The sequence below is a fragment of the Halomicrobium sp. HArcel3 genome (genome assembly GCF_058933135.1).
Genome location: NZ_JBZYDN010000001.1, coordinates 455,090 through 479,582 on the forward strand (window position 1 = coordinate 455,090; position 24,493 = coordinate 479,582).

The window sequence follows — 24,493 nt, forward strand, 5'->3', positions numbered from 1 at the left end:
AAAGGGACCGATAGTGATCGAGGAGAGCGCGGCGAACGAGAAGAGCGATGCCGACGACGACGCCGTGGCCGACGAGGGCTACGTGGTCGCGGTCAAGCCCTCGGCGCGGAAGTCGAACGCCGCCGTCGGGCGGTGGGTCAACCGGAACGGTCCGACGCGTCGGTTCCCGTCCAAGGCTCACGCTCGGGAGTGGGCGCGGGAGTGCGCCGGCCCGGGCGCGTTCGTCTGGATACAGGACGCCGTCCCGTGGGACGACGGGGAGACGGACGGCTATCTGGTCGGTGGCTCCAGGTGGCCCACTCCGGCGGAGACGCCGCCCGGGAACCAGGCCACGCTGGAAGACCAGTAGGACCGAATTGGTCCGGGCCGTGTGGCCGGCGACGCGCCATCCTCGTGGTCGTTTCTAAAGGTACACAAGGCCAGGCACAGAAGGAATCGCCATGAGCAATATCGACGTGGAGGCGGTCGAGGACATCGACGCGCCGGAGGGAGTCGAGGCCCCGGACTACGTGCTCTACGGGGGGAAAGGCGGAGTCGGCAAGACGACGATGGCCGCGGCGACGGCGCTGGCCAGCGCCCGCGACGGGACGGCGACGCTCGTCGTCTCGACGGACCCGGCCCACTCGCTGTCGGACACGCTGGAGACCGACGTCCCGGGCGAGCCGACGCAGGTCCGGGACGATATTCCGCTCTACGCCGCAGAAATCGACCCGGAGGCGGCCATGGACGAGGGGCCGTTCGGGATGGGCGGCGACATGGGTGGGCTCGAACAGCTACTCGGCGGGGGCGGCCCGATGGGCGGCGAGGGCGCCCCGTTCGGGGGTGGGGATGGGTCGGCCGATGACGGGCCGCTCGGCGAGGACGCCAACCCGCTCAGTTCGATGCCCGGATCCGACGAGGCGGCGGCTATCAGGCTCCTGCTGGAGTACATGGACGACCCCCGCTTCGACCGCGTCGTCATCGACACCGCGCCGACGGGCCACACCCTCCGCCTGCTCGAACTTCCGGAGGCGATGGACTCCATGCTCGGGAAGATTCTGACCCTGCGCGAGCGCCTCTCGGGGATGCTCGACGGACTGGGCGGGCTGTTCGGCGGCGACGACGGACCCGACGCGGAGGAAGAGATGCAGGACCTCGAGGAAGTCCGAAAACAGATCGAGAAGCTCCGGGACGTCCTCCGGGACCCGAACAAGACGGACTTCCGCATCGTGCTGGTTCCCGAGGAGCTCTCCGTCATGGAGTCCGAACGACTCCTCTCTCGCCTGGAGGGGTTCGGCGTCCCCGTCGGCACTATCGTCGTCAATCGCGTGATGCAGGATCTCTCGGACGTCGTCGACGCCGACGTCGCCGACGCCTACGTCGGTCCGAACCTCGACCACTGCGAGTTCTGCGCCCGCCGCTGGCAGGTCCAGCAAGGGGCGCTCCAGCGCTCCCAGGACCTGTTCCGCGGCCACGACGTCAAGCGGGTGCCGCTGCTGGCCGAGGAGGTCCGCGGCGAGGAACTGCTGCGCGTGGTCGCTGCGTGTCTGGACTGACGGCTCAGGCGCGTTGATACACGTCCCGGCTCCGTTCGTACTCGAGTTCGGTCGACACGGCGTCGGCGACGTCCGCCCCCCACTCGCGCTCGACGAGCCACAGCGCCAGGTCGATGCCGGCGGTGACGCCGCCGCAGGTGAGCACGTCGCCATCGTCGACGACGCGCGCGTCGACGACGTCCGCCTCACCCTCCCGGAGTTCCGCGAGTGCGCCGCCGTGGGTGACTGCGGGCCGACCGTCGAGCAATCCCGCCCGGTCGAGGATCATCCCACCGGTGCAGACCGACGCGACCGTCGTTCCCTGCTCGTGGCACCCGGCGATTCGGTCCGGCAGGACACCTCGCTCCGCCTCGGCCCAGGCACCGGCCTCCTCTCGGCTGTTCCACCCGCCGCCGGGGACGACGAGGTACTCGGACGCGTCGTCGACGGCGAGCACGCCATCAGGTTCGACGCGGAGTCCCTTGCTCGCCGTGACCAGATCGGCTACGTCGACGGCAAGCAGTTCGACGGTTATCGGGGCGCCTTCGCGGGCGGCCGTCTGCAACACGTCGTACGGACCCACGGCGTCTAGTTCCTCGAACCCCTCGAAGACGACGACGCCGACGGTCGAATCGCCGGACATGGCGGAACACAGGCGGAGGACGGCAAAATCGGTGTCGGAAGGGTTCTCACCGGTTCGAGGACGATTCCGGGACCCGTCGACGGCGTTCACTCCGCACGAGTAGCGAGGGTGTTCCATCGGACGCGTCGTCTCGATGGTCCTCGAGTAGTTCCAGTAGCGGTCGCAGGTCGTCGAAGTCGGCCCCACGCGACACGACGCAGGCACCCTCGTCCCATTCGACGTACCGGTAGTCGACGAGCTTCGGCAGGTGAACGTGGTGGGCCCGGACAGCTTCCTTGTCGACGTCGGGGATCTCGATAGCAGAGGAGAGGTACTCCGCGAGATACGCGTCGTTGGCCGCCACTATCTCCTGTGACGCGCTCGACAATCTCGGGACGGCTCTCGGTTCGTGGTCGAGCAAGTCGAGTAACAGCAGCCGTCGCTGGCGGTCCGCCAGTGCGTCGAACAGACGGTCGTTCGGTACCATTCCTGCCACTCCCCACGGCGCGCCGATGGACGGAAAGGTGTTAAAAAGTCCACAATTTCACGCGCATCGTTCGTATCGAGTAAACGGGTGACAGACTGATCTCGGTGGGTCGGGTCCCGGCGTGGGGCGATCGCAGCGTCGCGTACCGTCCAACGGAGGGGAGTACTGGCAGGGCTCTCGGGCAGCGCTGGTCGACGGCGCGAAACCGACCGTTCCTTTCGCACAGAAAGGATTTATATCAGGTGGACGAGGTCCGTTCATGCGCCGCCGAGGCCTCCTCGCGGTCGCCTCTAGTGCCCTCGCCGGCGTCGCTGGCTGTACCAGCGACGGGGGCGGCACCGAGTCGATGCCTGGTACGAACGCCTCATCGACCGACAGTGACGACAGCAGAACGCCCCCGGAAACGGACAGTCCGGAGACGGCCGGCGTGACGGACAGGTCCGTCAGCGTCGTGCTCGAGAGGGTAGAGTACGTCGTTAGTGCGTTCCCGATCTCGAGCGGTCGAGGGATCGACCCTGAGGACATCGTCCCCGCGGACGAAATTCCGGCGGTACTCCGTGATCCCCTCTTCGAGGCCCGCGACGGCGACTTCGAGACGGACTCGGTCTCGGACGCGATGCTGTCTGGCCTCGACGAGTTCCGCGATTACGCTCAGGGCACTCTCCACCCGTACGTCGAACTCGACGGGACGAGATACGAGTTCGATCCGTCGTTCCCGACGTTCGTCGCCGAACTCGGGGACGAGGCACTCGACGAGTACGACGCGGACAGACTTCTCCGGGAGGACGAGCAACGGGACGTCGAATCCGAGGCGGTGGACGACTTCGTGAGGGCGCTGACCACCCAGGGGACCCACGTACCACGGAGCGAGTACCGACGGTCGGTGGTCCCGGACGCAGTCGACGAGTTCCTCGCGGAGTACGACTACCTCGAGGATCACCACGGCGTCTCTCGGATCCAGACGGAACGACGGCACGCGGATCCGCCGTACACCATCGAACTGCGGGAACTGACGGACGAAGACATGTGGGGCCACCCGGTGGTCGAGGACACCGAGCTGGACGACGACCTCCTGGCGTTCTTCGAACGCGCACTGGCCTCGAACCACCGCGAACTCGTGACACCGTCACCGCGTCACATCCGGTACTTCACCGACGACGTGCCGGAATCGTACTTCGACTTCGTGGGTGAGCGGGGACCGCCGTACTTCCGGCTCGACGGAACTGTCTACTTCATCAGCGCCGGACGACCGCAGTACGACGGCGCCCCCGTCTCGGTTTCGGTCGACGACGGGGGCGCGGGTCGGAAGTTCACGCTGACAGTCTCTCCGTCGCCCGAGAAGGCGAACACGGACGTCGAGGACTCGTTCACGCTCACGAGCCGCGGTGCGCTGCCGAGCGTCCTGTCGGTCACGCACGAGGGAGAGCGGCACCTGCTGGACAGTCCCGCCTACGAGAAAGACCGATGGCGGGACGCTCCCGACGACCCGGACCGTGCCAGGCGCGCCACCAACGAAGTGCTGGAAACCGCAGACCCGGGGGACGAGTTCTCCGCGACCTACACCGTTCCCGACGAACTCCCCGGCGGGACGTACGTGAGTCGCGGTGAATTCGGCATCTCGTGGAGCCTGCCTGACCAGGTCCCGGGAGAAGGCGCTTCCTATCCCTTCGAACTCCTGATAACGGTCGAGTGAGAACCGGACTCGCTATTCCAGCACGAGCACGCGAAGGTCGTTGACGTTCGTTCCGGTCGGTCCGGTTCGAACCGTCGCGTCGCGTTCGTCGAGATAGCTTCCCGCATCGTTACGAGCCAGCGCGTCGCGGGCGGTTGCCCGGTCCTCGACCGTCGACGCGTCCACGATTGCGCCGGCCACCTCCGAGAACCCGTCGACGCCGTCGGTGTCGACGCAGGCGAGCACGGCCTCGGCTGGGAGTTCGACGGCGGCGGCGAGCGCGAACTCCTGGTTGGGGCCGCCCGACCCGTCGCCCTCGACGGTGACCGTGCACTCGCCGCCGGAGAGGACGACGGCGGGCGGTTCGACCGGGTCGCCCTTCGACAGCGCTTCCTCCGCTATCGCGACGTGGGTGAGTGCGGCTTCGCTGGCTTCTCCCCGGACCGTGGACGAGAGCACGAGCGGTCGGTAGTCGGCATCGCGCGCGACTTCGCGGGCGGCGTCGATGGCGGTCCGCCCGCTGGCCAGGACGTAGTTCTCGACGCGGTCGAACGCCGGGTGGTCGGCGGCGGCGGTCTCGGGGAAGTCGCCGACGTCGCCGTGTTCGAGGTGGAGGCGGACGTCCGGCGCCTCGACGTCGTACCGGTCGAGGACGGTCAGGGCGTCGGCGTAGGTCGACTCGTCCGGCGCCGTCGGGCCGCTGGCGATGACGGACAGGTCGTCGCCGACGACGTCGCTGAAGACGAGGCCGGCCACCGTCGCTGGCGCGGCCGTCGTCGCCAGCTGGCCGCCCTTGATGCGCGAGCAGTGCTTGCGAACGGCGTTTATCTCGTCGATGGTGGCGCCGCACGAAAGCAGGAGTTCGGTGACCGTCCGGAGCGGCGAGAGCCCGACACCGGAGACGGGCGCAGGCAGGAGGGCGCTGGCACCCCCGGTGATGACGGCGAGGACGAGCGTGCCCTCCTCGGCCGCGGCGGCGGCATCGAGGACCTGGCGAGCGCCTTCCAGCCCCCGCTCGCTGGGGACCGGGTGGTCGCCGACGACGACGTCGATTGGGCCGGTGTCGACGTCACTCGCCGGCAGTTCGTCGGTGACGACGACGCCGCCGGTGAGCCGGTCGCCGAGAACGGCTTCGAGCGCGGCGGCCACGCCAGCGGCGGCCTTGCCGCCACCGAGGACGACGACGTCGTCGAACGCCGCCAGGTCGTACTCGCCGTCGGCGATGCGGAGGACGTCGCCGTCGAGCGAGACCCGGTCGCGGATCACGCGTTCGGGCGTCGCCGCCTCGATACCGGCTTCGACGCACTCCAGCGCGAGGTCGTGGGCCGGCGTTCGCGCGAGGGACGGCCGGTCGTCGATCATACCAGCTTCTGCAAGAGCCGGAAGGCGAAGTCGCGGTACTTGCCGGGGAGGAACCTGGTCATGAGGGCAATCTTCGCGAACTCGCCGACGGGGTAGCGGGGCTCGGGGTCCGAAGCGTAGGCGGCGTCTCGGATCGTGAGGGCGACGGCCCGGGGCGGAATCGATAACGTCCCGCCGCCGCCCACCAGCGAGGCGTCGTCGTACATCTCGTAGAGCCAGTCGTACTCGGGCGTGTGATCGCCGGCTTCGAGTTCCTTCTCGAACCGGTCGTCGAAGGCGGTGTCGACGGGCCCGGGTTCGACCACCACCACGTCGACGCCGAAGCCGTCTACTTCGGCCCGGAGCGAGTCGCTCATCGCCTCGAGGGCGAACTTCGACCCGCTGTAGGCGCCGTTGCCCGGCGTCGCGATGCGCCCGGAGACGCTGGAGACGTTGACGATGGTCCCGTCGCCGCGCTCGCGCATGTGCGGGAGCGCCTCGCGGACGAGCCGATGGGGGCCGTAGACGTTGACGTCGAACTGGGCGTGGAGTTCCTCGAGAGAGACGTCCTCAAGTGGCCCGTACTGGCCGTAGCCGGCGTTGTTGACCAGACAATCAATCCGGCCCTCGGTGTCGAGGACTCGTTCGACGACACGCTCGCAGTCGCGCGCGTTCGTCACGTCGAGTTCGGCAGTCCGGCACCCCTCGTCGGCCAGGTCGGCGACGTCGTCTTCGTCGCGCGCCGTCGCCCAGACGGACCACGATTCGTCCAGGAACGCCAGCGCCGTCGCGCGACCGATCCCCGAGGAACAACCCGTAATCAGCACGGTCTTCGCCATACGCGGTGTGACGAAGCCCTGTCAGTTAAGACTCTAGTAGTTACGTCCGCTGATAGGTCGTCTCGCGAGCCCCTACGTCCGGAACTCGGCTTTCGACTCGTCGGCGTAGGAGTCCGCCATCCGGGTCGGCTCGGGGAGCTTGTACCCCGCACAGCAGCCCTCGACGACGTCGGCGGCCGTCTCGGCGCTGAAGCGGTGGCCCGGGCTGACGTACAGCGGGTTGACGTAGCGGTCTGCGTTCGCGTACTGGCGCGTCTGGAGCGCGTAGCCGATGACCGTTCCGGCTTCGGCCGTCTCGACCTTCGCGTTGGCCTCGATAGGAATTCGGGTCCCCACGTCGAACTTCTCGTCCAGCGACTGCGCCGGCGTGCCACAGAGCAGGCTCTTTGCGACGCCGACCGCTGGCAGGTCGAACAGGAGGCCGACGTGGGTCGCCAGCCCGGCCTCGCGGAAGTGGATCCGGCCGCTGCCGTCGACTAGCGCGAGATCGGGCTCGGACTCGAGCGCCTCGAACGCGGCGACGATGGCGCCGCCCTCGCGGAAACTGAGCAGGCCCGGAATGTAGGGGATCTCCGTGTCGACGACGGCGGAGACGCGCTCGACCACCTCGTCGCCCCGCGAGACGACGATAGCCGAGACGGCGCGGTCGTCGACGAACGCCTGGTCGACGCCGGCGACGAGCGGGGGGTCGGCGGACGCTTCCGTTGACGCCGTCGGCTCGCCGAGTCGCTGCTGGTCGGCGTCGTCTTCGCACACGTGTCCGACGTCGAACGCGAAGTCGTCGAGAAAGGTTGCCTCCCCGGCGATGTCGCGCTGGAGGGCCTCCATCTCCTCGCGGGAGAGCGCGGGGTCGGGGAGGAACTCGGGGCGAACGACCTCCATCGCTCAGAACCGACCGCGGCCGGGCCCCCCGGGACCGCCCGGTCCGCCCGGGCCCCGGCCGCCGCCGAACTGGAGTTGCTGTGGGGCCCGTTGTTGCCCTTTCATCTTAATCCCGTAGAGCAGACCGATGATCAGGCCGGCGAGATGGCCCATGTTGGCGACGTTCCCGGTCAGGATGCTCGGTCCCGTTCCGAAGATGCCGCCGACGCTCAGCGCGAAGTAGCCGATGGTAATGACCCAGATCGGGACCGGGATCAGGAACCAGATGTAGACGCGGAGGCTCGGGTTCAGGACGCTGAGGAAGGCCATGATAGCCAGGCCGGCACCGCTGGCCCCGAGAACTCCGTAGGGGGACCCCTGGAGCACGTTCAGCGCTATCTGTGATAGTCCTGCGAGTGCCCCAGAGACGATGAAGAGGGCAGTGAAGCGCTTCGAGCCGAGGTAATCCTCGACGATCCGGCCGAAGAAGAAGATGATGATGCTGTTGCCACCGATGTGCCAGAAGCCGCCAAGCGAGTGCGAGAAGATGGACGTGAACCAGGTCCAGACGTACTCGGGATGTTGTGGTGTCAGGACGAAAACGTCCCTGTAAACGTCAGCGCCGGCGGTGAACGCGACAATATGCTGCAGCAGGAACGTGATCCACATCAGCCCGAGGAACACGTAGGTCATGTTACCCCGGAAGTACCCGAAGAGTCCACCGGGGCCGGTGTTCAGCGACAGCCGGTCGGCGAGCCCACCCGACCCGCCGCGGTCCTCGACGCTGTCGTCGAACCCGCTGTCGAACACCCCTCCCGGGTCGTTCCATTGGTCCAGCCCGGGACAGTCGTGCGCCTCGGGGAGCCGGTGTTCGGCGCAGAAGGTCCCGCCGCAGTGGTGACACTGGTACGGCATGTTTTCGTTCTTGCCGCACACGTCGCAACTCGACATTGATGGGGAATTAGCGAGGCCGGTGCAAAGGGATTGTGCTTCGACGGATCGGGAGACGCCCAGCTGGATGTACTGGGGTTCCAGAATGGTCGTTCGCTGTCCATTTCACGGTGGCGTCGTGCGCTTCGGCGACGGTCGCGAGTCGACCGCTGGGGGTGGTCTCTGTCGAGTGAAGGTCCTCAGTCCAGGGAATCGACCCGGAACGCCGCCTCGGGAGTTCCCGCCAACCACTACTTCTACGTGGGGTCCCTACGCTCAGCCATGGCGGGTAACTCGAACGAACGGCTCGAATACGAGTGTGTCACCCTGCTCAAGGAGTTCGGCTTGAGCGAGTACGAGGCCTACACGTTCGTCTATCTCCTCCGGCTCGGATCCGGGACCGCAAAGGACGTCGCAGACATCGATGGCGTTCCCCGAACCCGCGTCTACGACGCGGTTGACACACTCCACGAGGCCGGTCTCGTCGACGTCCAGTATTCCTCGCCCAAGCGATTTACGCCCGTCTCACGCGAGACGGCGATCCGCAAACTCGAACTCCAGCGTGAGAACTACCTCACGAAGCTGCGCGCACTGTTCGACCAGCTCGAACCCGCCGAACCCCACCCCGAAGAGTTCGGCGTCTGGACAGTCGTCGATAGAGCGGCTGTCGCCAGTCGACTCGTCGAGTTCGTCGACGACGCCGAGGACGAAATTATCTACATGACGGTCGACGAACTCCTCACGGACGACCACCTCGCCGCGCTGAGTGCGGCCGAGGCGCGAGGCGTCGATATCCACCTCGGCAACGTCTCGGCAGACGTCGAATCCCGAATCCTGGACCGCGTCCCCTCCACGAAGAGCTTCGAAACCGCATGGAAGTGGGCCGAAGAGGGTGCGGGAAGCCTGCTCGTCACGGATAGGCGAACCGCCCTCGTGAGCGTCCTCGTCGACCGTGCGGACGCGTCTTCCATCGAGGAGACGGCGATCTGGGGAACGGGCGAGCGGAACAGCCTCGTCGTGGTGCTGCGAACCATCTTCACCTGGCGACTGTAACACCAGGCCGCCTGCTCCCGTTCGTTCGGGAACGCCCTCGCTCGCGCGGCTTTCACACTCGCTCGCGTCGTGCGGAAACGCTTCTGTTTCAGTGGCTCGACAGACGAGCGAAGCGAGTAAGGTCCCTCGAACCAAACGAATCGCCAATGAAGGAATTCGAGCGCAAGCAGTTGCTCGAACGCCTGGACCGGGAGGGCGCGACGGTGGGGGCGTCCATCCCCGAGGAGATCGAGGTCCAGGGCGAGGACCTGGACCTCCAGTCGTTCGTCTTCGAGATCAAGCGCCGGGACACCATTCCGAAGGGCGAGCGCGAGCGCGTGGAGACGGCGAAGAAGAACCTCCGGCGGGAACGGCTCCAGCGTCGCCAGCTGGTCGAGGAGGGCGAGGTCAGCTTCGAGGAGGGCGAAGCGCTGGTCGAGGACGTCGTCGGGATCGACCGGGCGCTCAATGCGCTCGAACAGCTCGGACCGGCCAACATCGAGGGCGAGGCACAGGCCCAGGAGATGGCCGATCGCAAGCGCTGGATGAAGTTCCTGCAGAAGGCGCTGGGCCACGAAGCCGCGGATTCGGGCACCGGACGAGCGAGCAGGGGACGATGAGCCGGAGCGAGCAGGGGACGATGACGGAGAGAGAAAGACAATGAGCCGAAACGCCGAAATCGCGAGCCGACTCGAAGAGTTCGCCGACCTGCTGGACGCGAAGGGCGTCGAGTACAAACCGCGGGCCTACCGCCGGGCGGCCGAGAACATCCGGGAGTACCCCGGCGCCATCGAGACCCTCGCGGCGGAGGGCGAGGACGCGCTCGACGACATCGAGGGCGTGGGCGACGCCATCGCCTCGAAGGTCGTCGAGTACGTCGAGACCGGCGACATCGAGGAGTTGAACGACCTCCGGGACGAGTACCCGATGGACATCGCCGCCATCACGAGCGTCGAAGGTGTCGGGCCAAAGACTGCGGGCACGCTGTACGAGGAACTCGGGATCATGGACCTGGACGACCTGGAGACCGCGGCGGAGGCCGGTGAGATACAGGAGGTCTCGGGCTTCGGCGCCAAGACCGAGCAGAACATCCTCGACAACATCGAATTCGCCCGCCAGACCCAGGAGCGCCAGTTGCTCGGGACCGCCCGTCCCTCCGGCGAGAGCATCGTCCGCTTCCTCGACGGTGTCCCTGCCGTCGACGACGTGGCGCTCGGTGGGTCGCTCCGGCGCTGGAAGGCCACCATCGGCGACGTCGACGTGCTCGTCGGAAGCGAGGACGGCGAGGCGGTCGTCGACGCCTTCACTGACTGGCCTGAGGCGGACTCCCTCATCGAGGCCGGAGACACCAAGGCGAGCGTCCGCGCCGACGGGGTTCGCGTCGACATGCGCGTCGTCGTCCCGCGGGAGTTCGGCAGCGCGCTGCAGTACTTTACCGGGAGCAAGGAGCACAACGTCGCCGTCCGGAACGTGGCGATCGACGCCGGCCTGAAGATGAACGAGTACGGGATGTTCGACGTGAGCGACCTCGACCGCGACGAGGCCGAGGCGGGCCAGCGGGCCGGTGAACGCGTCGCGGGCGACACCGAGGAGTCGATGTACGACGCGCTGGACATGCCCTGGATCCCACCGGAGATGCGCGAGAACCGCGGCGAGATACAGGCTGCCGTGGACGGCGACCTGCCCGACCTGATCGCGGAGGACGACGTCCGCGGCGACCTCCACACCCACACGGAGTGGTCCGACGGCGCCGACACCGTCGCGGACCACGTCCGGGCGGCGGCGGACTTCGGCCACGACTACGTCGGCATCGCCGACCACGCCACTGGTCCGGGCATGGTCGGCGGCGTCGGCCTGGACGACGAGGAGATCCGCGAGCAACTGAGCGAAATCAGGACCGTCGCCGACGACGCCGCAATCGACGTGTTCGCGGGCGTCGAGGCCAATATCGACGCCGACGGGGACGTCTCCGTCGGTGACGACCTGCTCGCGGACCTCGACTGCGTCGTCGCCTCGCCCCACTCCGGGCTGGACGGCGACGGCACCGAGCGGCTCGTCGCCGCGGCCGAACACCCCGCCGTCGATATCATTGGCCACCCGTCGGGGCGAATGTTGAACCAGCGGGCCGGCCTCGACGTCGACGTCGAGCGACTGGCGACTGCCGCCGCCGACCACGGCACAGCGCTCGAGATCAACGCCAATCCTTCGCGACTCGACCTCTGGGGCGGCGCCGTCAAGACCGCGATAGCGGCGGGCGCGACCATCGTGATCAACACCGACGCCCACTCGCCGCCGGAGTTCGCCAACGTCCGCTACGGCGTCCACACCGCTCGCCGCGGCTGGGCCGAGGCCGCCGACGTGCTCAACGCCCGCGACGCCGACGGCGTCCGCGAGTTCCTCCACGACTGACTCCGCGCTCGCCCCTTTCGTACCCATGCCGGACCGGCTCCTCCTCGATACGATGTGTGGCAAACTCGCCACCTACCTGCGGATGTGCGGCTACGACGCCGCGTACGCCCTCGACGCGGGTGAGGGGGAGTCGCTCGACAGCGACCGCGCCCCAAGCGACGACGACTTACTTGCACGTGCCGAGACCGAGGACCGCCGTATCGTCACCAGGGACCGTCAGCTCGCCGACCGTGCCGGGGACGCGGTGTTGCTGAAATCGAGAGACGTCACGGGCCAGCTTCGGGAACTCGCCGACGCTGGCTTCGATCTTGCCTTGCCCGACGAACCGTCGCGCTGCGGGAACTGCAACGGTCGCGTCGAGGCGGTGGACCCGATCGAACCGACGCCCGAGTACGCGCCGGACTCAGCGGAAACCGACGTCTGGTGCTGCGTCGACTGCGGCCAGCACTTCTGGAAAGGCAGCCACTGGGACGACGTGGCCGAGACGCTCGTAGGGTTGTGAACCTTCTCGCTACACTGACAGGGACTCCGCGACCTCGACGGCGCGGTCGGTCGATCCCTCGACGATGACGACCGTCGTGACGTCGTCCTCGGTCCAGAAGACGGCGGAGCGGTCGCCGAAGTCGGTCACGGACGCGTTCTGTCCGTCGACTTCGACGGTCGAGGCGTTCTCCGTCTCGCCGCTGAAGCGGTCGCTCGTCGTCGAGACGACGGTCACGTTCTCGCCGTCGAGTTCGTAGCGCTGGGAGACGACGGTCTCGCCCCCCTGGACCGTGACCGTGGCCTCGGAGAAGCTACTACCGTCGAGGCCCGGGAGGTCGAGGTCAGTGGCGTCCTGGGCCGCCGCGAAGCTCTCGTACCGGTCGAACGACCACGCCGTCAGCCGGTCCTCGGGCGGCTGGAACGTGCTCTCGTCGATGCTGACGTCGAAGAAGGTCTCCGTGACGTCAACCGTGGTCGTGTTCGTCCCGTCGGTGGTTTCGACCCTCAGGACGCGGTAGTCTTCCTGGGCGACCCACAGCGCCGTCACGTCGCCGACCTCCCCGCCGCCGGCGGGTCGGAGTTCGAGTTCGTAGGCCGGGACGCCGTCGACTTCGGTCGTGCCAGCCAGGGTCGCGGAGACGTTGTCCGTCTCGTTGCCGTCAGTCGGGACCGTCCACTCCAGTGCGTCGTCGTCCCCGGGAACCTGGCCCTGGTCGAACGGCGCCGCGCTGTCAGCGTCCCAGACGAACGTGCCTGCGGGCCCGACCGTCCACGTTACCGTCCCGTTGGTCCCGTAGCGGTACGTCTCGTCGCCGCGCTCGACGACCAGTCGCGAACTGTCCGGGTCGGCGACGGCGAAGGAGACGTTCGCCGTGGTCGTCGCCGACGCGTTGCTCGTGGTGAGGACCGCACGCCCGGCGATGGTGTCTGCGCTCTCGTATCGTTGCTCGACGCGGTCGAGGATCTCGTCGCCCGTCGGCTGCTGGCGCTGGTCGACGGCGTCGATGGCGCCGGCCGCGCCCGTCCCGATGCTACCGACGACCACGACCGCCAGGAGCAGGGCGACCGTGGTCCGAACGCTGTGGTGACGTCGTTCCATCGGGTGATCTTGGCCCGGGGCTGGAAAGTTGATTCTCGCCAGTTACGGGCCACTCGTTCTCACCAAACCTGATACCGTTCCAACACGACGGATCGACCGATGGGCTCCGCCAGCGCCGCGCCCGTGGTCGAACTCGCCGACGTCCGGAAGACGTACTACGTCGGCGGCGTCGTCGAGGCGATGGCCGGCGTGTCGCTCTCGCTCGACGCCGGGTCCTACACGGCCGTGATGGGACCGAGCGGGTCGGGCAAGAGCACCCTGCTCAACCTCGTCGGCGGCCTGGATACGCCCGACGAGGGTCGCGTCACCGTCGACGGGCGCGACCTCTCGACCGCCAGCGAGGACGAACTCGCGGCGGTCCGGGGAACCGACGTCGGTTTCGTCTTCCAGACGTTCAACCTGATGCCGCGGCTCACGGCCGTCGAGAACGTCGCCCTGCCGCTGGTCTTCGACGGCTGGGGCCGCGCCGACCGTAGCGAGCGCGCACGCGAGCTGCTCGAAGACGTGGGACTGGGCGACCGCCTCTCACACCTCCCGACCGAGCTGAGCGGCGGTCAGCGACAGCGCGTCGCCATCGCGCGTGCGCTCGCGACGGATCCCGCGATCATCCTCGCCGACGAACCGACCGGCAACGTCGACACGGAGACCGGCGACCGGATCATGGCGCTCCTCGGCGAGTTGCACGCCGGCGGCCACACCATCCTGCTGGTGACCCACGAGCGCCGCATCGCCGAGCACGCCGAGCGTATCGTCCACGTTCGCGACGGAACTATCGAGCGGATAGAGGACCTCGGCGACCGATGAACCCGCGAGAAGCGGTCTCGATGGCGGTGCGGTCGATCCGGTCCCACAGGCTCCGGTTGGTCCTGACCGTCCTGGGTATCGTCATCGGCATCGCCTCCGTCGTCACGTTCGCGACGTTCGGTGCCAGCGTCGAGGCGGAGGTCCTGGGTGACCTGGAGGGCTCGGGCGCGAACAACGTCTACGTCTTCGCGTCTCCCGAAGACGACGACGGGTTCGACCGGGCGGTCCAGCCGCTCTTTACGGCCTACGACGTGAACCAGATACGCGACATCGACGGCGTGCGGGCCGTCGTCCCCCAGGGGATCGTCCAGGTGGGCGCCGTCACCCACGGGAACGAGACGGTCGCCAGGCAACAGGTGACAGCGACGGTGCCCGAGACGTTCTCGAACGGTTCGACCGTCGCCGGCCGGCCGTTCGAACTGGGCGCCGCGGAAGCAGTGGTGAACGAGGAGGCTGCGACCGGGTTTCGGGACAACCTCACTGTCGGCGACGAACTGCGGCTGGAACTGTCCGACGGCGGGGCCCGGAACGTGACCGTCGTCGGTATCGTCAACGGGACAGCGGGCGAGTTACCCGTCGGCGGGTTCGGCCAGCAACCCCGGATCTACGTCCCAGCCGACCCGTTCTACCGGACCGTCGTCGAGAGCCCGACCGTCGGCGTCAACCAGCTGGCGTACCCACAGGTGACCGTCGTCGCCGACCCTGCCCGGACCGAGGCCGTCGAGCAGTCGGTCGCGGCGTACCTGGCGAACGAGTCGGACGCCGGCCAGCTGAAGAGCGACGACGTTGAACTCGTCGCCCGGACCAGCGGCGACTTCGCCGAACAGATCGGCGACGTGATCGGCCAGATCACCCGCTTCGTCACCGGTATCGCCGTGATCGCCCTCGTCGTCGGGGCCATCGGCATCGCCAACATCATGCTCGTCAGCGTCACCGAGCGGACTCGCGAGATCGGGATCATGAAGGCCGTCGGCGCCCGCAACCGCGACGTCATGCAGCTGTTCCTGTTCGAGGCCGCGCTGCTTGGGCTGGCCGGCTCCGCGGTGGGTGTCCCGCTCGGCCTCGTCGTCGGGTGGGCCGCGACGCGATACGCCGAGGTGTCGTTCGCGCTCGCACCGGTCTGGATGGCCCTCGCCGTCGCCGTGGGCGTGCTCGTCGGCGTCGTCTCGGGGCTCTACCCGGCCTGGCGCGCCGCCCGCGTCGACCCTATCGACGCGCTGCGCCACGAGTGACGGGGCTACTCCAGAACCACCTTATAGCCCCCTCGTCGTACCAACACGCGATGGCACTCTCGGAGGAGGCACGGGAACGGCTCGTGGACGTCGTCGAACTCCAGCCCACGAAGAACGCCGAACTCCAGGACCGGTGGGACATGGAGAGCGGGAGCGAGGTCCACCAGTTCCTCGAGAACGAACTCAAGGAGTACTACTACCGCAACGAGGACAGCCTCATCTGCGCGACGCCGGAGGCGGTCGAACTGGTCGGCGGCCCCGACGCCGAAGGGCAGACTATCGCCGTCACTGCGCTCCAGTCGGCGATTCTCGAGGTCATCGCCGGCCCCGACGAGGACAGCCAGAGCGTCGTCTCGGTGCTCCACGACGTGCGCGAGACGGGACGGGACCCGACCGTCGACGAGGTCCGCTCGGCCCTGCGAAGCTTGGTCGACAAGGGCGTCGTCGAGACGGTCAAGAAGACGGTGCCCACGTTCCGGCTGGCCGTCGAGCGCGACCAGCTCGACGTCGAGACGCTGGAGGAATAGTCGTCGTTCTCCGGGGTTCGTCGACGGTCACACGGGATTGCCGTCCACTGAAACCAGGCATTACAGGGCAACGATATAACACACCTGCCTGGGACCCAGAGAGTTACATTCGGCTAACTAATCCGCAGTGGTAATGGTGTCTTCATAGCCATCGATCGGCGCCGATTCAGCGAGGAAGCGATCGAGTCCGTCCGGTGCCGCAAGTACAATGGAGTCCATGGTTGGACCAACTGTAATGAAGCCGGCCTCCGCGAGTTTCGGGAGGTGGGTGTGATACAGCTTCGTCTTGATCTCGTCAATACTGGTGGCCCGTTCCATCCCCGGGTGGACCTCGTCCGAATCGGCAATCGCGGCTGCAAGTGGCTCGATGCCAACGTCTCCGGTTTTGTTTTTCAAATGATACAACACGTACCGACGATGTGGATGAGTCAGAAGGTCGAAGGTCTCGTTCAGTCGTGATGTATTCATCGTTGTCATCATCTATCGATTGGGCCGAAGCCGTATAATGTCTCCCTAGTTGTAATTATACACTTTTGATAAATCTACGTGGGGAGCGATGATTGATTGACTTTCCCAAGCAAAACGAACGGTAGCAGTCAAGCACGCCGTCATACCTTCAATAGTCCAACTAATGGCGCATTACTGGCGAAGATTATTCCTCAGTAGATTCGCTTTCTGACAGTGTGTCGGGTTTACCAGCCATCTCCTGGTGGAAATGATTCCAGGGCTGGATATGCTCCTCTGCAAGTATATTACTACTTATAATGCGGAGTCCAAGTGCGTCTAACTGCTCAGTACTTTCTTTCACGTCGGAGGTTGCTTCGGCCACGACTTCGATGTGGAGGTTCTCCTCACCCGACAACATCTCCCGGACATTGACGACGCCCTGTACGTCAAGTGCTTTCTCGGCCATTTCCGACCGTTTGGAGAGTTCAGTCGAACAGATAAACAGGACGCGCATCGGGTAGCCTGCCTCCTCGTAATTGATCTCTGGATTATACCCGAGAATGACCCCTTGCTCCTCGAGTTGCTTGATCCGATTATGGACTGTCGTCCCGGTCACGTCAGTTTCCTCGCCAATGTCTGTGTCAGTGGCACCACGGGCATCCACCTGAAGCAGGTGCAGGATACGGCGGTCGAGATTGTTGAGTGGATCATCGGCCATGTCACCTCATTCGGGAGCAAGTCAGTTGAATTACTTGCCCGGTTGGAGTGAGAAGGAATTGCGACAGGGTTTGCGGAGTCATTTCCCGACAAAACCGATTATGTCCGAGATAAAAACCAGTGATCTGTTTAGAGGTCTACCGATCGACGATTCGTCGGGATAGCCTCTGAAGAGTCAGAGACCATAGATACCGCTACTCCAGTCCCGGCCGCTCACGCCGTCGCTGGTCGGCGAGCAGTCGCTTGATACCCTTTCCAGGGCCGCCCTCGATTGGCCAGCCACGCGAGCGCCAGACCGGTGGTTCGGGTTCGAACGACGGACAGGAGTGTCGACACTCGCTGGCGGTCGGCGTCCGCCCCTTCGCCGTGCAGTGGGGGACGAAGCCCGTCTCGTCAGCCCGAAGCTGGAAGTGCCGGCAGTCTGGTCGCATCGTGTCGGCGAACGACCGCCAGCCACGTTCGTAGGCTCGCTCGGCGATTTCCAGGCGCTTCTGTGCCTTCCACTCGGGGTCGGCGTACTCGAACCGGCCCGCCGTCGTCGCGTGCTCGCTCGGACCGGGATTCTCCAGGATCTGGGTCCCGGGCTCGTCGACGGCGAGCGTCCGTGGATGCCAGGAAGTCTCGGCCTCGTCCGCGTCGACGTCGAGCGTCAGGACGCCGGCGTCGACCGGCAGGTCCTCCAACAGGATGGGTTCGACCGTCTCGCCGGTGGCGGCTGTGGCGACCCACACCTCGTCGGCCAGGCCGAGGGCGACGTCGCGGTGGAGTTGCGGCGCCAGGTCGCGGGCCGCGCTGGCGTCCAGGTCCGGTTTGTTCTCGATGGCGACGACGCGCTCGACCCAGTCGGGATACTCGTACGTGCGCCGAATTTCTATCTTGTTCCCGCGCTTGCGGGTGTCGAGAATGCCCCGGTCCCCCGCCCGATGTATCGCCTCGCGGACGTACTGCCAGGGGTAGCCCGGGTCCGGGAGGGCGTCCTGGTACCACTCCCACTCCGCGGGCGCGTGGGGAAGGATATCGAGGAGGTCCGAGTCGAGGCGCTTCTTGCCGAAGCGGGCTCGCTGGCGGAGCCCCGCGGGGTCGCACTCGACGACGATGGTGTCCCACCGGCGTCGTTTCGTGCCGAGCTGCCGGGCGACGATGGCGGGTGGGTCGTTCGAACCAGTGGGTGGCCAGTTGTCCTCGGCCCACTGGCAGACCCGCAGTTCGAACGCGAACTCGCTGTCGACCACACCGGCCGAAAGACCCGGGGCGTAATATACTGCCCGACGCGGGAGCGAGGGACCGGTTCCGATATCGTACCGTTGCGAGACGAGCTCTAGCGTCTGGTTTCGACCCGCCTCGACGGCAGTTTTAAGACCGTGACGCGTAGCTTCACGGGTATGTCTGAGGACGAACGGGAGGACGATCGGGACCAGACGGCCGCGGAGACGTCGGACGACGCGGTGACCGAGGACGACCGCAATGCCGGCGGGGCTGCGTCGGCCACCGGAGCGGCCGAATCGGCTGCCGATGGCTCCTCGACCGCCAGCACGGGTGCATCTTCGGCAGCCAGCGACGCGGTCGGTGACACCAAGTACTGCACGGACTGCGGTGCCGAGATCAGTCGCGACGCGGAGATCTGTCCGGAGTGTGGCGTCCGCCAGGTGACCCCCGGGTCCGGATCGAGCGACGAGAAGGAGTCCGGCGTCAGCGCCGTCCTCTCCTTCCTCCTCCCCGGCGTCGGGCAGCTGTACAACGGACAGGTCAGCCGCGGTGCCATCGTCTTCGTCGGCTGGATGGTGTGGGAGTTCGTCGCGTTCGTCGTCACGACGCTGACGCTCGGCATTTTCTTCCTCGTCTGGGCCCCCGTCGAACTGTTCGTCCACGTCGTCGCCGCCTACGACGCCTACGACCAGGCCGAGAAGATCAACGCCGGCCGGATCGTCGTCGACTGATAGTGGTGGTTGTAACTTTGTACCGGCGTTCGACGGTACCGGCCACGTCGAACGACAGTACGGGCTTATAACCACCACTATGATCCGGATGCGCCGCTCTCGGACCGGGGTGAACTGGGAACGGGACCGCGTTATCGGACCCGCTACTCCTCGACTTCTTCTTCGTCCTCGCCCGCTTCGAGTTTCTCGTCGAGGAACTCGTGGGCCTCTTCGAGGATCTCGCGGGGGCCGTCCTGCGTGACCGTGTTGATCGCCTGTTCGTAGTCGCGCCACTGCAGGTCGCGGTGTTCGTTGGACAGTTCTGCCGACGCCTCGTACGATTTCGCGACGAACAGGTGGACCGTCTTGTGGATGGTCTTCCCGTTCGCCTCGAAGACGTAGTCGTAGTCTTTGCGAAAGCCGTCTAACAGCCGGAAATCGCCGATTCCGGCCTCCTCTTTCACTTCGCGTATGGCGGTCTGTTGTAGCTCCTCTTCGCCCTCGACCCCACCTTTGGGGAACTCCCAGTCACCCGGGCGGCTCTTGAGCAGCAGGTACTCCCGCCGGCCACGCGTGTCGCGAAAGAGGATGGCTCCCGCGCTCGTGGCCTCTATCATTATCAACGGGTATACGACCGTAACTTAAGAGCATATCGGACGCCCGACGGCCAGACCGGGTGCAGCGACGCGCGCGTGGCCACTAGTGGTGGACGAGTGACATGCCGCCCACGAAGAGGTGCGCTTTTCACCCTCGCATTCGGACGGATCGACAGATGCCGTTCGTCACCAAACTCACCCTGGAAAGCGGGGACCGGCACCGTCTCGACGACGTCGTCGACGACATCAAGCGCCGCGCCTCGCGCAAGGGCGTCGAGTTGAAGGGGCCACACCCGAGCCCCCCCGAGCACCTCCGGGTGCCCCAGTCGAAGACACTCGGCCCAGGGAGCGCCCGCTTCGAGTCCTGGGAGTACACCGTCTACACGCGCACCATCGAGATCGTCGGGTACGAGGACTTCGCCCGCGACGTCGCCGGCAGCGAGTATCCCGAGGGGATCCACGTCGAGGCCGAAGTCGAACAGCGAACGCACGCAGGCAACTGATCCCCGGCTCTCAGGCAACTGATCCCCGGACCCCCGGCAACTGATCCTAAGTTCTCCGGCGTCGTCGCTCGGGTATGGACGACGACCGCTTCGACCGACTCGTCTCGCTCCGACGCGAGTTACACCGCCATCCAGAGCCCGCGTGGTGCGAGTTCTACACGACCGCGCGAATCATCGAGGAGTTAGACCGCATCGGCGTCGACCGCCAGTACGTCGGTCCGGACCTCTACTCGCCCGAGGACCGCCTCGCCGTCCCCGACGCCGACGAACTCGACCGCTGGTACGACCGCGCACGCGATGCCGGCGCTGACCCCGACGTCCTCGAACGACTCCGAGGTGGCAACACCGGGGTCCTCGCCATCCTGGAGAAAGGGGACGGACCGACCGTGGGCCTGCGCGTCGACATCGACGGACTCCCGCGCGAGGAGTCGACCGACCCGGGTCACGTTCCCGCGGACGAGGGGTTCCGTTCGGAGACCGGCGCGATGCACGCCTGCGGCCACGACGCCCACGCCGTCTTCGGCCTCGGCGTCCTGGAGGCCGTCGCCGAGAGCGACTTCGAGGGGACGCTGAAAGTTCTCTTCCAGCCAGCCGAAGAGGTCGTCGGCGGGGCGAAACCCGTCGCCGAGAGCGGCCACCTCGACGACGTCGACTCGTTCCTGGCCGTCCACGTCGGTCTCGACCACACGACCGGCGAGGTCGTCGCCGGCATCACCGACTTCCTCGCCGTCAGCCAGTTCGCGGCGAACTTCACCGGCGAACCGGCCCACGCCGGCGGTCACCCGGCCCAGGGCCGCAACGCCGTCCAGGCGATGGCAGCCGCCGTCCAGAACCTCTACGCCATCCCGCGAAACGAGGGCGGCGCGACCCGCGTCAACGCCGGCGTCGTCGAGGGCGGCACCGCGACGAACATCGTCCCCGAGCAGGCCACCATCGAGGGCGAGGTCCGCGGCGAGACGACCCAGCTCATGGAGTACATGCGCGAGCGCGCGGACGACGTCCTCGACCACGCCGCCGGGATGCACCAGTGCGAGGTGTCGGTCGAGACGACGGGTGAGGCTCCCAGCGCCGAGAACGACGACGTGCTCGTCGACCTGGCCTACGACGTCGCGGGCGAGATTCCGTCGATATCTTCACGTCTTCGAACCGACCCGCTGGGCGGGAGCGAGGACGCGACCTTCCTGATGCGCCGGGTGCAAGAGCAGGGCGGGCTAGCGGCGTACGTCGCCGTCGGAACTGATCATCCGGGCGGGCATCACACGGCGACGTTCGACGTCGACGAGGACTCCATCGCTATCGGTGTGGACTGGCTGAGTGCCGTCGTCGAGAAACTCGGCACGAATGCAGGAAACTGAACCGGGACCGGAGTACACTCAGTACTTCGCGTCGGCGCCGGTGACCTCGTATATCTCGTCCATCAGGTCGTCGCGCTCGGACTGCCACTGGTCGAACCTGTCGGGACTCGACGGGTACGACTCGTAGTGGTCCTTCAACTGGTCGGCGAGCCCCTTCGCCTTGTAGAGGTCGTAGATGGTGCCCCAGTGGCCGAAGCTCTTCATCGCTGTCTTGAGCTTGAGTCCCAGGCTGATCTCCGCAGACCCCGAGTACAGCGCGTCGGCGATCTTGTTCGCGGGCAGCGAGGCGAGCAGCCCCATCAGGTCGTCGACCTCGACGGCGGTCGTGAAGATGTTGTAGACGTCCAGCGCCGCGTAGCGGGCGCCGAAGTGGTCCATCACGCGCTCGTTGTAGCGCCAGAGGGCGGCCTCCTGGTCGGTGGTGCCGTCCTCGATGGCCTCGATGGCCTGCTCACCGGCGTACTGGCCGGCGTAGGCCGCGCCGGCGATGCCGCCGCCGGTGGTGGGGTTGACGTGACCAGCGGCGTCGCCGACAGCCATGTAGCCCGGGGCGACCGCCGAGTCGTAGGGCCGGCGGGTCGGGAGAGCGGCGCCGAGTTTGTCCTTCACCTCTGCGTTGCGGAACTCAGAGCGCCCCTCCAGGTCTTCCTTGAGGTCGTCGACGAGTTCCATGGGCTCTTCGTTCATCTGGAAGCCGAGGCCGACGTTTATCTCCGTGTCCGTGCGCGGGAAGTACCAGAGGTAGCCTGCGGCGCGGTCCGTGGGCTTGAAGACGAGCGCGTCGTCCCAGGGGACGGGCTCCTCAGTCTCGACGATCTCGCGGTACGCCGAGCAGAACTGCGAGTAGGTGACGTTGGTGTCGAACGTCGCGTCGTCGAAGTCGACCTTGTCCTGGAGCAGCGAGAGCGACCCCGCGGCGTCGACGACGACGTCGGCCTCGTAGGTGACGGGGTCGCCCTTGCGGACGGCCGATAGGCCAGTGACGACGCCATCGTCGTCCTGGGTGACGTCTTTGACGACGGTGTCGTAGTGGAACTCGACGCCCGTCTTCGCGGCGCCCTCGATGAGGAGGCGGCCGTACTCCCAGCGGTCGATGACGGCCAGTTCGCCCGGGACGGGAATCTCGAGGACGGTGTCCTCCTGTGGGATCTCGAAACGACCGTGGTCGACGCCGGTGTTGGTGAAGGCGTCCTCGATCTGTGATTTGGGGATGGCGTCGGGGAAGTTGCTCGCCCCCTTGAGCGCGTCCCCACAGGCGATGTGACCCGCCTCGGACTCGTCTTTGCGCTCGACGACGACGACGTCGTACCCCTCGCGGGCGAGCGTGGCCGCGGCGTAACAGCCGGAGGTCCCCGCGCCGACGACCGCGACGTCGACGGACTCGGTGCGGGGCGTCGCCGACGCGCCGTCGGCGGAACCGGGCTTCGTAGTGGTCATGGCATGGTCTGCTGGCCCGAGGGAGAAAACTCTTTATTCACTTCGCGGATACCTGTCGCTTCGCTGGGGTTAGGTGCCGATTAGCCAGTGACAAACGTTTTGTCGGGCGGTTCCGAACCCCGGGGCATGACCGACTACACCGTGGAGTTCGTCGGGACGGGGGAGACGATCACCGTCTCCGACACCGAGACGATCCTGGGGCGATGCATCGAGGAAGGGATCGCCCAGGAGTACTCCTGTCGCGTCGGGATGTGTCTCGCGTGTTCGGCGGAAATCGTCGAAGGCGAGGTCACCCAGCCCGCTGCCAGGGGACTCTCGGAGAAAGAACGGGAAGCCTACGCGCTGACGTGCATGGCCAGGCCGGCATCCGACCTCGTTCTCGACCGTGGAAAGTACCCACCGTCTATCGAAGGCGGCACATCCGCGGTCGCCGGCGACGACGCGGCGGCGGCCGACGACTGACGAGTTTCGGTTTCTGGCGGAAATTAAAGAAACAAAGTATTATGTGGTCCTTTTGCCGGTAAACGGTCTGTTAACTCCGTCTGAGCGATTCTAGATCGCGGTCTGTGGAAGGACAGGTCATATATGGTAGTGGTGCGTATGGGGTAGTAGACACCTGCACCTTCGCCAGGGGACGGCTGTCGAAGACTGACACACGTTCACAACCATGACCAGCCGCGTATACAGACTTCACTCGACGCTCGAACTGCCACTGGAAGACACATACGACTTCTTCGAGGACGCCGATCTCCCCCCAGAGATCAACGACGTGGACATCACCCGTCGGAACAACACGCTCATCATCAGCGCGGTGTCGGACGACGAAGAGATCAGCAAGTACACGCCGACGGCTCAGCTGAAAGCCAGCGTCACCGAGAACCGCGTGTACGAGGAACTTCCCGAGGAAGAAGAGAGCGGTCCTGGCCCGAGCAGCGGCCCGGGTGGCCCCCAGTGGGGCGCGCTGGAAGAGGAAGAGGAGGAGATTCCCTCGGAACTCGTCGAATACGCCTGTTTCAAGGGCGACCGGGAGACCGTCCTCCAGAACACGGCCCTGCAGTATCCGATGTTCCTGGTACTGTGTGAGGTCGCGCGGAACGCGGAGAAAGGGACCCTTACCGCCATCGCGTGCGTCGACGACGAGCTCGAGGCGGTCCGTATCGTCGACGGCGAGGACCGACCCGCGACGATCAACGTCGTCGAAGAACCGCGCGAGGACGAGGCCGCCGAGGGCGTCAACTGGCGCGACAACAAGTTCATCTCGTAGCCGTTTGACGGGCTATTCTTTCGCCGACCAGCGTTCGCGGAGTCACGACGCTGTCCTGCACTCGGTGACCACCACCGGATACAATTAAGGCCGTACTTCCATAATCACTGCATATGCCCGAGCGCGGCCCGGAGGGGACGTTCCGATCGACGGTCACCACGGCGGACGTCGTCGAACTCTTCGACGTCGTCGACGGCCCGGTCTTGGGCTCCGCCGACGTCGCGAATCACCTGGGATGTACGCGTGATACGGCCAGGCGGAAACTCGATTTGCTGGAGAAGCGCGGCCTGGTCGCCTCGCGGATGGTCGGACGTACCAAGGTGTTCTGGCGCGTCGACCGGTCCAGCGACCTCCGGGAGTGGCTAGACCGCGGCGAGGGAGCGTAGCGGAAACTGGCTTTCGGAGC

The 24,493-nt window shown here is 66.4% G+C and carries 28 protein-coding genes; 16 read left to right on the forward strand and 12 right to left on the reverse strand.

What is annotated here, in order from left to right:
- The first annotated feature begins 13 nt into the window (after window positions 1–13).
- Entirely contained in the window at window positions 14–349 is a 336-nt protein-coding gene (locus AC5FRV_RS02255; protein WP_493559497.1) for a DUF8081 domain-containing protein, read from the forward strand.
- Between the two features lie 91 nt (window positions 350–440).
- Window positions 441–1,535: an ArsA family ATPase gene (locus AC5FRV_RS02260; protein ID WP_493559498.1), complete on the forward strand. Its 1,095-nt coding sequence runs from the start codon at window positions 441–443 to the stop codon at window positions 1,533–1,535.
- A gap of 4 nt (window positions 1,536–1,539) precedes the next feature.
- Here the strand turns inward: AC5FRV_RS02260 and AC5FRV_RS02265 are convergent, their stop codons facing one another.
- Together AC5FRV_RS02265 and AC5FRV_RS02270 are read right to left on the reverse strand one after the other, a co-directional pair.
- Window positions 1,540–2,157, reverse strand: coding sequence for a DJ-1/PfpI family protein (locus tag AC5FRV_RS02265; RefSeq protein WP_493559499.1), 618 nt, complete (start codon window positions 2,155–2,157; stop codon window positions 1,540–1,542).
- Window positions 2,158–2,203: 46 nt separating this feature from the next.
- The gene (locus AC5FRV_RS02270) at window positions 2,204–2,623 is read right to left on the reverse strand and encodes a hypothetical protein (protein WP_493559500.1); all 420 of its coding nucleotides are present in this window, start codon (window positions 2,621–2,623) and stop codon (window positions 2,204–2,206) included.
- A 259-nt stretch (window positions 2,624–2,882) separates the two neighbouring features.
- Between AC5FRV_RS02270 and AC5FRV_RS02275 the strand changes: the two genes are divergently transcribed.
- Window positions 2,883–4,316 carry a hypothetical protein gene (locus tag AC5FRV_RS02275; protein WP_493559501.1) on the forward strand — a complete coding sequence of 478 codons (1,434 nt, stop codon included), beginning with the start codon at window positions 2,883–2,885 and terminating at the stop codon, window positions 4,314–4,316.
- Between the two features lie 12 nt (window positions 4,317–4,328).
- Here AC5FRV_RS02275 and AC5FRV_RS02280 read toward each other — a convergent pair whose 3' ends face one another.
- From AC5FRV_RS02280 to AC5FRV_RS02295, 4 genes are all read right to left on the reverse strand, one after another.
- On the reverse strand, window positions 4,329–5,657 hold the full coding sequence (locus AC5FRV_RS02280; protein WP_493559502.1) for a glycerate kinase type-2 family protein: 1,329 nt from the start codon (window positions 5,655–5,657) through the stop codon (window positions 4,329–4,331).
- Complete coding sequence (locus AC5FRV_RS02285) at window positions 5,654–6,475, reverse strand: SDR family oxidoreductase (protein WP_493559503.1); 822 nt, start codon at window positions 6,473–6,475, stop codon at window positions 5,654–5,656. Before AC5FRV_RS02285 ends, AC5FRV_RS02280 begins: the two co-directional genes overlap by 4 nt.
- Before the next feature lie 72 nt (window positions 6,476–6,547).
- Window positions 6,548–7,357 (reverse strand): endonuclease V, encoded by an 810-nt coding sequence (locus AC5FRV_RS02290; RefSeq protein ID WP_493559504.1) that lies wholly within the window; start codon window positions 7,355–7,357, stop codon window positions 6,548–6,550.
- Between the two features lie 3 nt (window positions 7,358–7,360).
- Entirely contained in the window at window positions 7,361–8,287 is a 927-nt protein-coding gene (locus AC5FRV_RS02295) for a rhomboid family intramembrane serine protease (protein WP_493559505.1), read from the reverse strand.
- Between the two features lie 261 nt (window positions 8,288–8,548).
- On the opposite strand from AC5FRV_RS02295, the gene AC5FRV_RS02300 reads away from it, so the two are divergent.
- The 4 genes from AC5FRV_RS02300 to AC5FRV_RS02315 all read left to right on the forward strand — a co-directional run bounded on the left by AC5FRV_RS02300 (window position 8,549) and on the right by AC5FRV_RS02315 (window position 12,209).
- Window positions 8,549–9,319 (forward strand): TrmB family transcriptional regulator, encoded by a 771-nt coding sequence (locus AC5FRV_RS02300; protein ID WP_493559506.1) that lies wholly within the window; start codon window positions 8,549–8,551, stop codon window positions 9,317–9,319.
- A 146-nt stretch (window positions 9,320–9,465) separates the two neighbouring features.
- Entirely contained in the window at window positions 9,466–9,918 is a 453-nt protein-coding gene (locus AC5FRV_RS02305; protein WP_493559507.1) for a DUF5788 family protein, read from the forward strand.
- 40 nt (window positions 9,919–9,958) lie between these two features.
- Window positions 9,959–11,707 (forward strand): DNA polymerase/3'-5' exonuclease PolX, encoded by a 1,749-nt coding sequence (gene polX / locus AC5FRV_RS02310; protein WP_493559508.1) that lies wholly within the window; start codon window positions 9,959–9,961, stop codon window positions 11,705–11,707.
- A 25-nt stretch (window positions 11,708–11,732) separates the two neighbouring features.
- Window positions 11,733–12,209 (forward strand): Mut7-C RNAse domain-containing protein, encoded by a 477-nt coding sequence (locus tag AC5FRV_RS02315; protein WP_493559509.1) that lies wholly within the window; start codon window positions 11,733–11,735, stop codon window positions 12,207–12,209.
- Between the two features lie 9 nt (window positions 12,210–12,218).
- Here AC5FRV_RS02315 and AC5FRV_RS02320 read toward each other — a convergent pair whose 3' ends face one another.
- A complete protein-coding gene (locus AC5FRV_RS02320; protein WP_493559510.1) occupies window positions 12,219–13,289 on the reverse strand; it encodes a LolA family protein in 1,071 nt (356 codons plus the stop codon).
- A gap of 99 nt (window positions 13,290–13,388) precedes the next feature.
- Between AC5FRV_RS02320 and AC5FRV_RS02325 the strand changes: the two genes are divergently transcribed.
- The 3 genes from AC5FRV_RS02325 to AC5FRV_RS02335 are packed head-to-tail and all read left to right on the forward strand — an operon-like array spanning window position 13,389 to window position 15,852.
- Window positions 13,389–14,093, forward strand: a complete 705-nt coding sequence (locus tag AC5FRV_RS02325) for an ABC transporter ATP-binding protein (RefSeq protein WP_493559511.1) — start codon at window positions 13,389–13,391, stop codon at window positions 14,091–14,093.
- The gene (locus AC5FRV_RS02330; protein ID WP_493559512.1) at window positions 14,090–15,325 is read left to right on the forward strand and encodes an ABC transporter permease; all 1,236 of its coding nucleotides are present in this window, start codon (window positions 14,090–14,092) and stop codon (window positions 15,323–15,325) included. Before AC5FRV_RS02325 ends, AC5FRV_RS02330 begins: the two co-directional genes overlap by 4 nt.
- A 50-nt stretch (window positions 15,326–15,375) precedes the next feature.
- Window positions 15,376–15,852, forward strand: coding sequence for a DUF5797 family protein (locus AC5FRV_RS02335; protein ID WP_493559513.1), 477 nt, complete (start codon window positions 15,376–15,378; stop codon window positions 15,850–15,852).
- Window positions 15,853–15,969: 117 nt separating this feature from the next.
- Here the strand turns inward: AC5FRV_RS02335 and AC5FRV_RS02340 are convergent, their stop codons facing one another.
- From AC5FRV_RS02340 to AC5FRV_RS02350, 3 genes are all read right to left on the reverse strand, one after another.
- Complete coding sequence (locus AC5FRV_RS02340) at window positions 15,970–16,329, reverse strand: DUF7344 domain-containing protein (protein WP_493559514.1); 360 nt, start codon at window positions 16,327–16,329, stop codon at window positions 15,970–15,972.
- Between the two features lie 175 nt (window positions 16,330–16,504).
- Entirely contained in the window at window positions 16,505–17,017 is a 513-nt protein-coding gene (locus AC5FRV_RS02345; RefSeq protein WP_493559515.1) for an Lrp/AsnC family transcriptional regulator, read from the reverse strand.
- Between the two features lie 193 nt (window positions 17,018–17,210).
- Complete coding sequence (locus AC5FRV_RS02350; protein WP_493559516.1) at window positions 17,211–18,248, reverse strand: DUF5787 family protein; 1,038 nt, start codon at window positions 18,246–18,248, stop codon at window positions 17,211–17,213.
- 150 nt (window positions 18,249–18,398) lie between these two features.
- On the opposite strand from AC5FRV_RS02350, the gene AC5FRV_RS02355 reads away from it, so the two are divergent.
- Complete coding sequence (locus AC5FRV_RS02355) at window positions 18,399–18,953, forward strand: zinc ribbon domain-containing protein (protein WP_493559517.1); 555 nt, start codon at window positions 18,399–18,401, stop codon at window positions 18,951–18,953.
- A gap of 143 nt (window positions 18,954–19,096) precedes the next feature.
- On the opposite strand, the gene AC5FRV_RS02360 is transcribed toward AC5FRV_RS02355, so the two are convergent.
- Window positions 19,097–19,549, reverse strand: a complete 453-nt coding sequence (locus AC5FRV_RS02360) for a bis(5'-nucleosyl)-tetraphosphatase (RefSeq protein WP_493559518.1) — start codon at window positions 19,547–19,549, stop codon at window positions 19,097–19,099.
- Window positions 19,550–19,704: 155 nt separating this feature from the next.
- Here AC5FRV_RS02360 and AC5FRV_RS02365 point away from each other — a divergent pair, with 155 nt between their 5' ends.
- On the forward strand, window positions 19,705–20,031 hold the full coding sequence (locus AC5FRV_RS02365) for an uS10/mL48 family ribosomal protein (protein WP_089816998.1): 327 nt from the start codon (window positions 19,705–19,707) through the stop codon (window positions 20,029–20,031).
- A 74-nt stretch (window positions 20,032–20,105) separates the two neighbouring features.
- Window positions 20,106–21,386 carry an amidohydrolase gene (locus tag AC5FRV_RS02370; RefSeq protein ID WP_493559519.1) on the forward strand — a complete coding sequence of 427 codons (1,281 nt, stop codon included), beginning with the start codon at window positions 20,106–20,108 and terminating at the stop codon, window positions 21,384–21,386.
- An 18-nt stretch (window positions 21,387–21,404) separates the two neighbouring features.
- On the opposite strand, the gene AC5FRV_RS02375 is transcribed toward AC5FRV_RS02370, so the two are convergent.
- Window positions 21,405–22,823: a geranylgeranyl reductase family protein gene (locus tag AC5FRV_RS02375; RefSeq protein WP_493559520.1), complete on the reverse strand. Its 1,419-nt coding sequence runs from the start codon at window positions 22,821–22,823 to the stop codon at window positions 21,405–21,407.
- A gap of 126 nt (window positions 22,824–22,949) precedes the next feature.
- Here AC5FRV_RS02375 and AC5FRV_RS02380 point away from each other — a divergent pair, with 126 nt between their 5' ends.
- The 3 genes from AC5FRV_RS02380 to AC5FRV_RS02390 all read left to right on the forward strand — a co-directional run bounded on the left by AC5FRV_RS02380 (window position 22,950) and on the right by AC5FRV_RS02390 (window position 24,473).
- Complete coding sequence (locus AC5FRV_RS02380; RefSeq protein WP_089817001.1) at window positions 22,950–23,285, forward strand: 2Fe-2S iron-sulfur cluster-binding protein; 336 nt, start codon at window positions 22,950–22,952, stop codon at window positions 23,283–23,285.
- Window positions 23,286–23,490: 205 nt separating this feature from the next.
- The gene (locus tag AC5FRV_RS02385; protein WP_493559521.1) at window positions 23,491–24,087 is read left to right on the forward strand and encodes a DUF7110 family protein; all 597 of its coding nucleotides are present in this window, start codon (window positions 23,491–23,493) and stop codon (window positions 24,085–24,087) included.
- 113 nt (window positions 24,088–24,200) lie between these two features.
- Window positions 24,201–24,473 carry a hypothetical protein gene (locus AC5FRV_RS02390; protein ID WP_493559522.1) on the forward strand — a complete coding sequence of 91 codons (273 nt, stop codon included), beginning with the start codon at window positions 24,201–24,203 and terminating at the stop codon, window positions 24,471–24,473.
- Window positions 24,474–24,493 lie beyond the last annotated feature (20 nt).

What these genes read in the sequence shown, in the direction of transcription:
- AC5FRV_RS02260 (WP_493559498.1), top strand. Translation starts at nt 441, where the DNA reads ATGAGCAATATCGACGTGGAGGCGGTCGAGGACATCGACGCGCCGGAG.
- AC5FRV_RS02265 (WP_493559499.1), bottom strand. Translation starts at nt 2,157, where the DNA reads ATGTCCGGCGATTCGACCGTCGGCGTCGTCGTCTTCGAGGGGTTCGAG.
- AC5FRV_RS02270 (WP_493559500.1), bottom strand. Translation starts at nt 2,623, where the DNA reads ATGGTACCGAACGACCGTCTGTTCGACGCACTGGCGGACCGCCAGCGA.
- AC5FRV_RS02275 (WP_493559501.1), top strand. Translation starts at nt 2,883, where the DNA reads ATGCGCCGCCGAGGCCTCCTCGCGGTCGCCTCTAGTGCCCTCGCCGGC.
- AC5FRV_RS02280 (WP_493559502.1), bottom strand. Translation starts at nt 5,657, where the DNA reads ATGATCGACGACCGGCCGTCCCTCGCGCGAACGCCGGCCCACGACCTC.
- AC5FRV_RS02285 (WP_493559503.1), bottom strand. Translation starts at nt 6,475, where the DNA reads ATGGCGAAGACCGTGCTGATTACGGGTTGTTCCTCGGGGATCGGTCGC.
- AC5FRV_RS02290 (WP_493559504.1), bottom strand. Translation starts at nt 7,357, where the DNA reads ATGGAGGTCGTTCGCCCCGAGTTCCTCCCCGACCCCGCGCTCTCCCGC.
- AC5FRV_RS02295 (WP_493559505.1), bottom strand. Translation starts at nt 8,287, where the DNA reads ATGTCGAGTTGCGACGTGTGCGGCAAGAACGAAAACATGCCGTACCAG.
- AC5FRV_RS02300 (WP_493559506.1), top strand. Translation starts at nt 8,549, where the DNA reads ATGGCGGGTAACTCGAACGAACGGCTCGAATACGAGTGTGTCACCCTG.
- AC5FRV_RS02305 (WP_493559507.1), top strand. Translation starts at nt 9,466, where the DNA reads ATGAAGGAATTCGAGCGCAAGCAGTTGCTCGAACGCCTGGACCGGGAG.
- polX (WP_493559508.1), top strand. Translation starts at nt 9,959, where the DNA reads ATGAGCCGAAACGCCGAAATCGCGAGCCGACTCGAAGAGTTCGCCGAC.
- AC5FRV_RS02315 (WP_493559509.1), top strand. Translation starts at nt 11,733, where the DNA reads ATGCCGGACCGGCTCCTCCTCGATACGATGTGTGGCAAACTCGCCACC.
- AC5FRV_RS02320 (WP_493559510.1), bottom strand. Translation starts at nt 13,289, where the DNA reads ATGGAACGACGTCACCACAGCGTTCGGACCACGGTCGCCCTGCTCCTG.
- AC5FRV_RS02325 (WP_493559511.1), top strand. Translation starts at nt 13,389, where the DNA reads ATGGGCTCCGCCAGCGCCGCGCCCGTGGTCGAACTCGCCGACGTCCGG.
- AC5FRV_RS02330 (WP_493559512.1), top strand. Translation starts at nt 14,090, where the DNA reads ATGAACCCGCGAGAAGCGGTCTCGATGGCGGTGCGGTCGATCCGGTCC.
- AC5FRV_RS02335 (WP_493559513.1), top strand. Translation starts at nt 15,376, where the DNA reads ATGGCACTCTCGGAGGAGGCACGGGAACGGCTCGTGGACGTCGTCGAA.
- AC5FRV_RS02340 (WP_493559514.1), bottom strand. Translation starts at nt 16,329, where the DNA reads ATGACAACGATGAATACATCACGACTGAACGAGACCTTCGACCTTCTG.
- AC5FRV_RS02345 (WP_493559515.1), bottom strand. Translation starts at nt 17,017, where the DNA reads ATGGCCGATGATCCACTCAACAATCTCGACCGCCGTATCCTGCACCTG.
- AC5FRV_RS02355 (WP_493559517.1), top strand. Translation starts at nt 18,399, where the DNA reads ATGTCTGAGGACGAACGGGAGGACGATCGGGACCAGACGGCCGCGGAG.
- AC5FRV_RS02360 (WP_493559518.1), bottom strand. Translation starts at nt 19,549, where the DNA reads ATGATAGAGGCCACGAGCGCGGGAGCCATCCTCTTTCGCGACACGCGT.
- AC5FRV_RS02365 (WP_089816998.1), top strand. Translation starts at nt 19,705, where the DNA reads ATGCCGTTCGTCACCAAACTCACCCTGGAAAGCGGGGACCGGCACCGT.
- AC5FRV_RS02370 (WP_493559519.1), top strand. Translation starts at nt 20,106, where the DNA reads ATGGACGACGACCGCTTCGACCGACTCGTCTCGCTCCGACGCGAGTTA.
- AC5FRV_RS02375 (WP_493559520.1), bottom strand. Translation starts at nt 22,823, where the DNA reads ATGACCACTACGAAGCCCGGTTCCGCCGACGGCGCGTCGGCGACGCCC.
- AC5FRV_RS02380 (WP_089817001.1), top strand. Translation starts at nt 22,950, where the DNA reads ATGACCGACTACACCGTGGAGTTCGTCGGGACGGGGGAGACGATCACC.
- AC5FRV_RS02385 (WP_493559521.1), top strand. Translation starts at nt 23,491, where the DNA reads ATGACCAGCCGCGTATACAGACTTCACTCGACGCTCGAACTGCCACTG.
- AC5FRV_RS02390 (WP_493559522.1), top strand. Translation starts at nt 24,201, where the DNA reads ATGCCCGAGCGCGGCCCGGAGGGGACGTTCCGATCGACGGTCACCACG.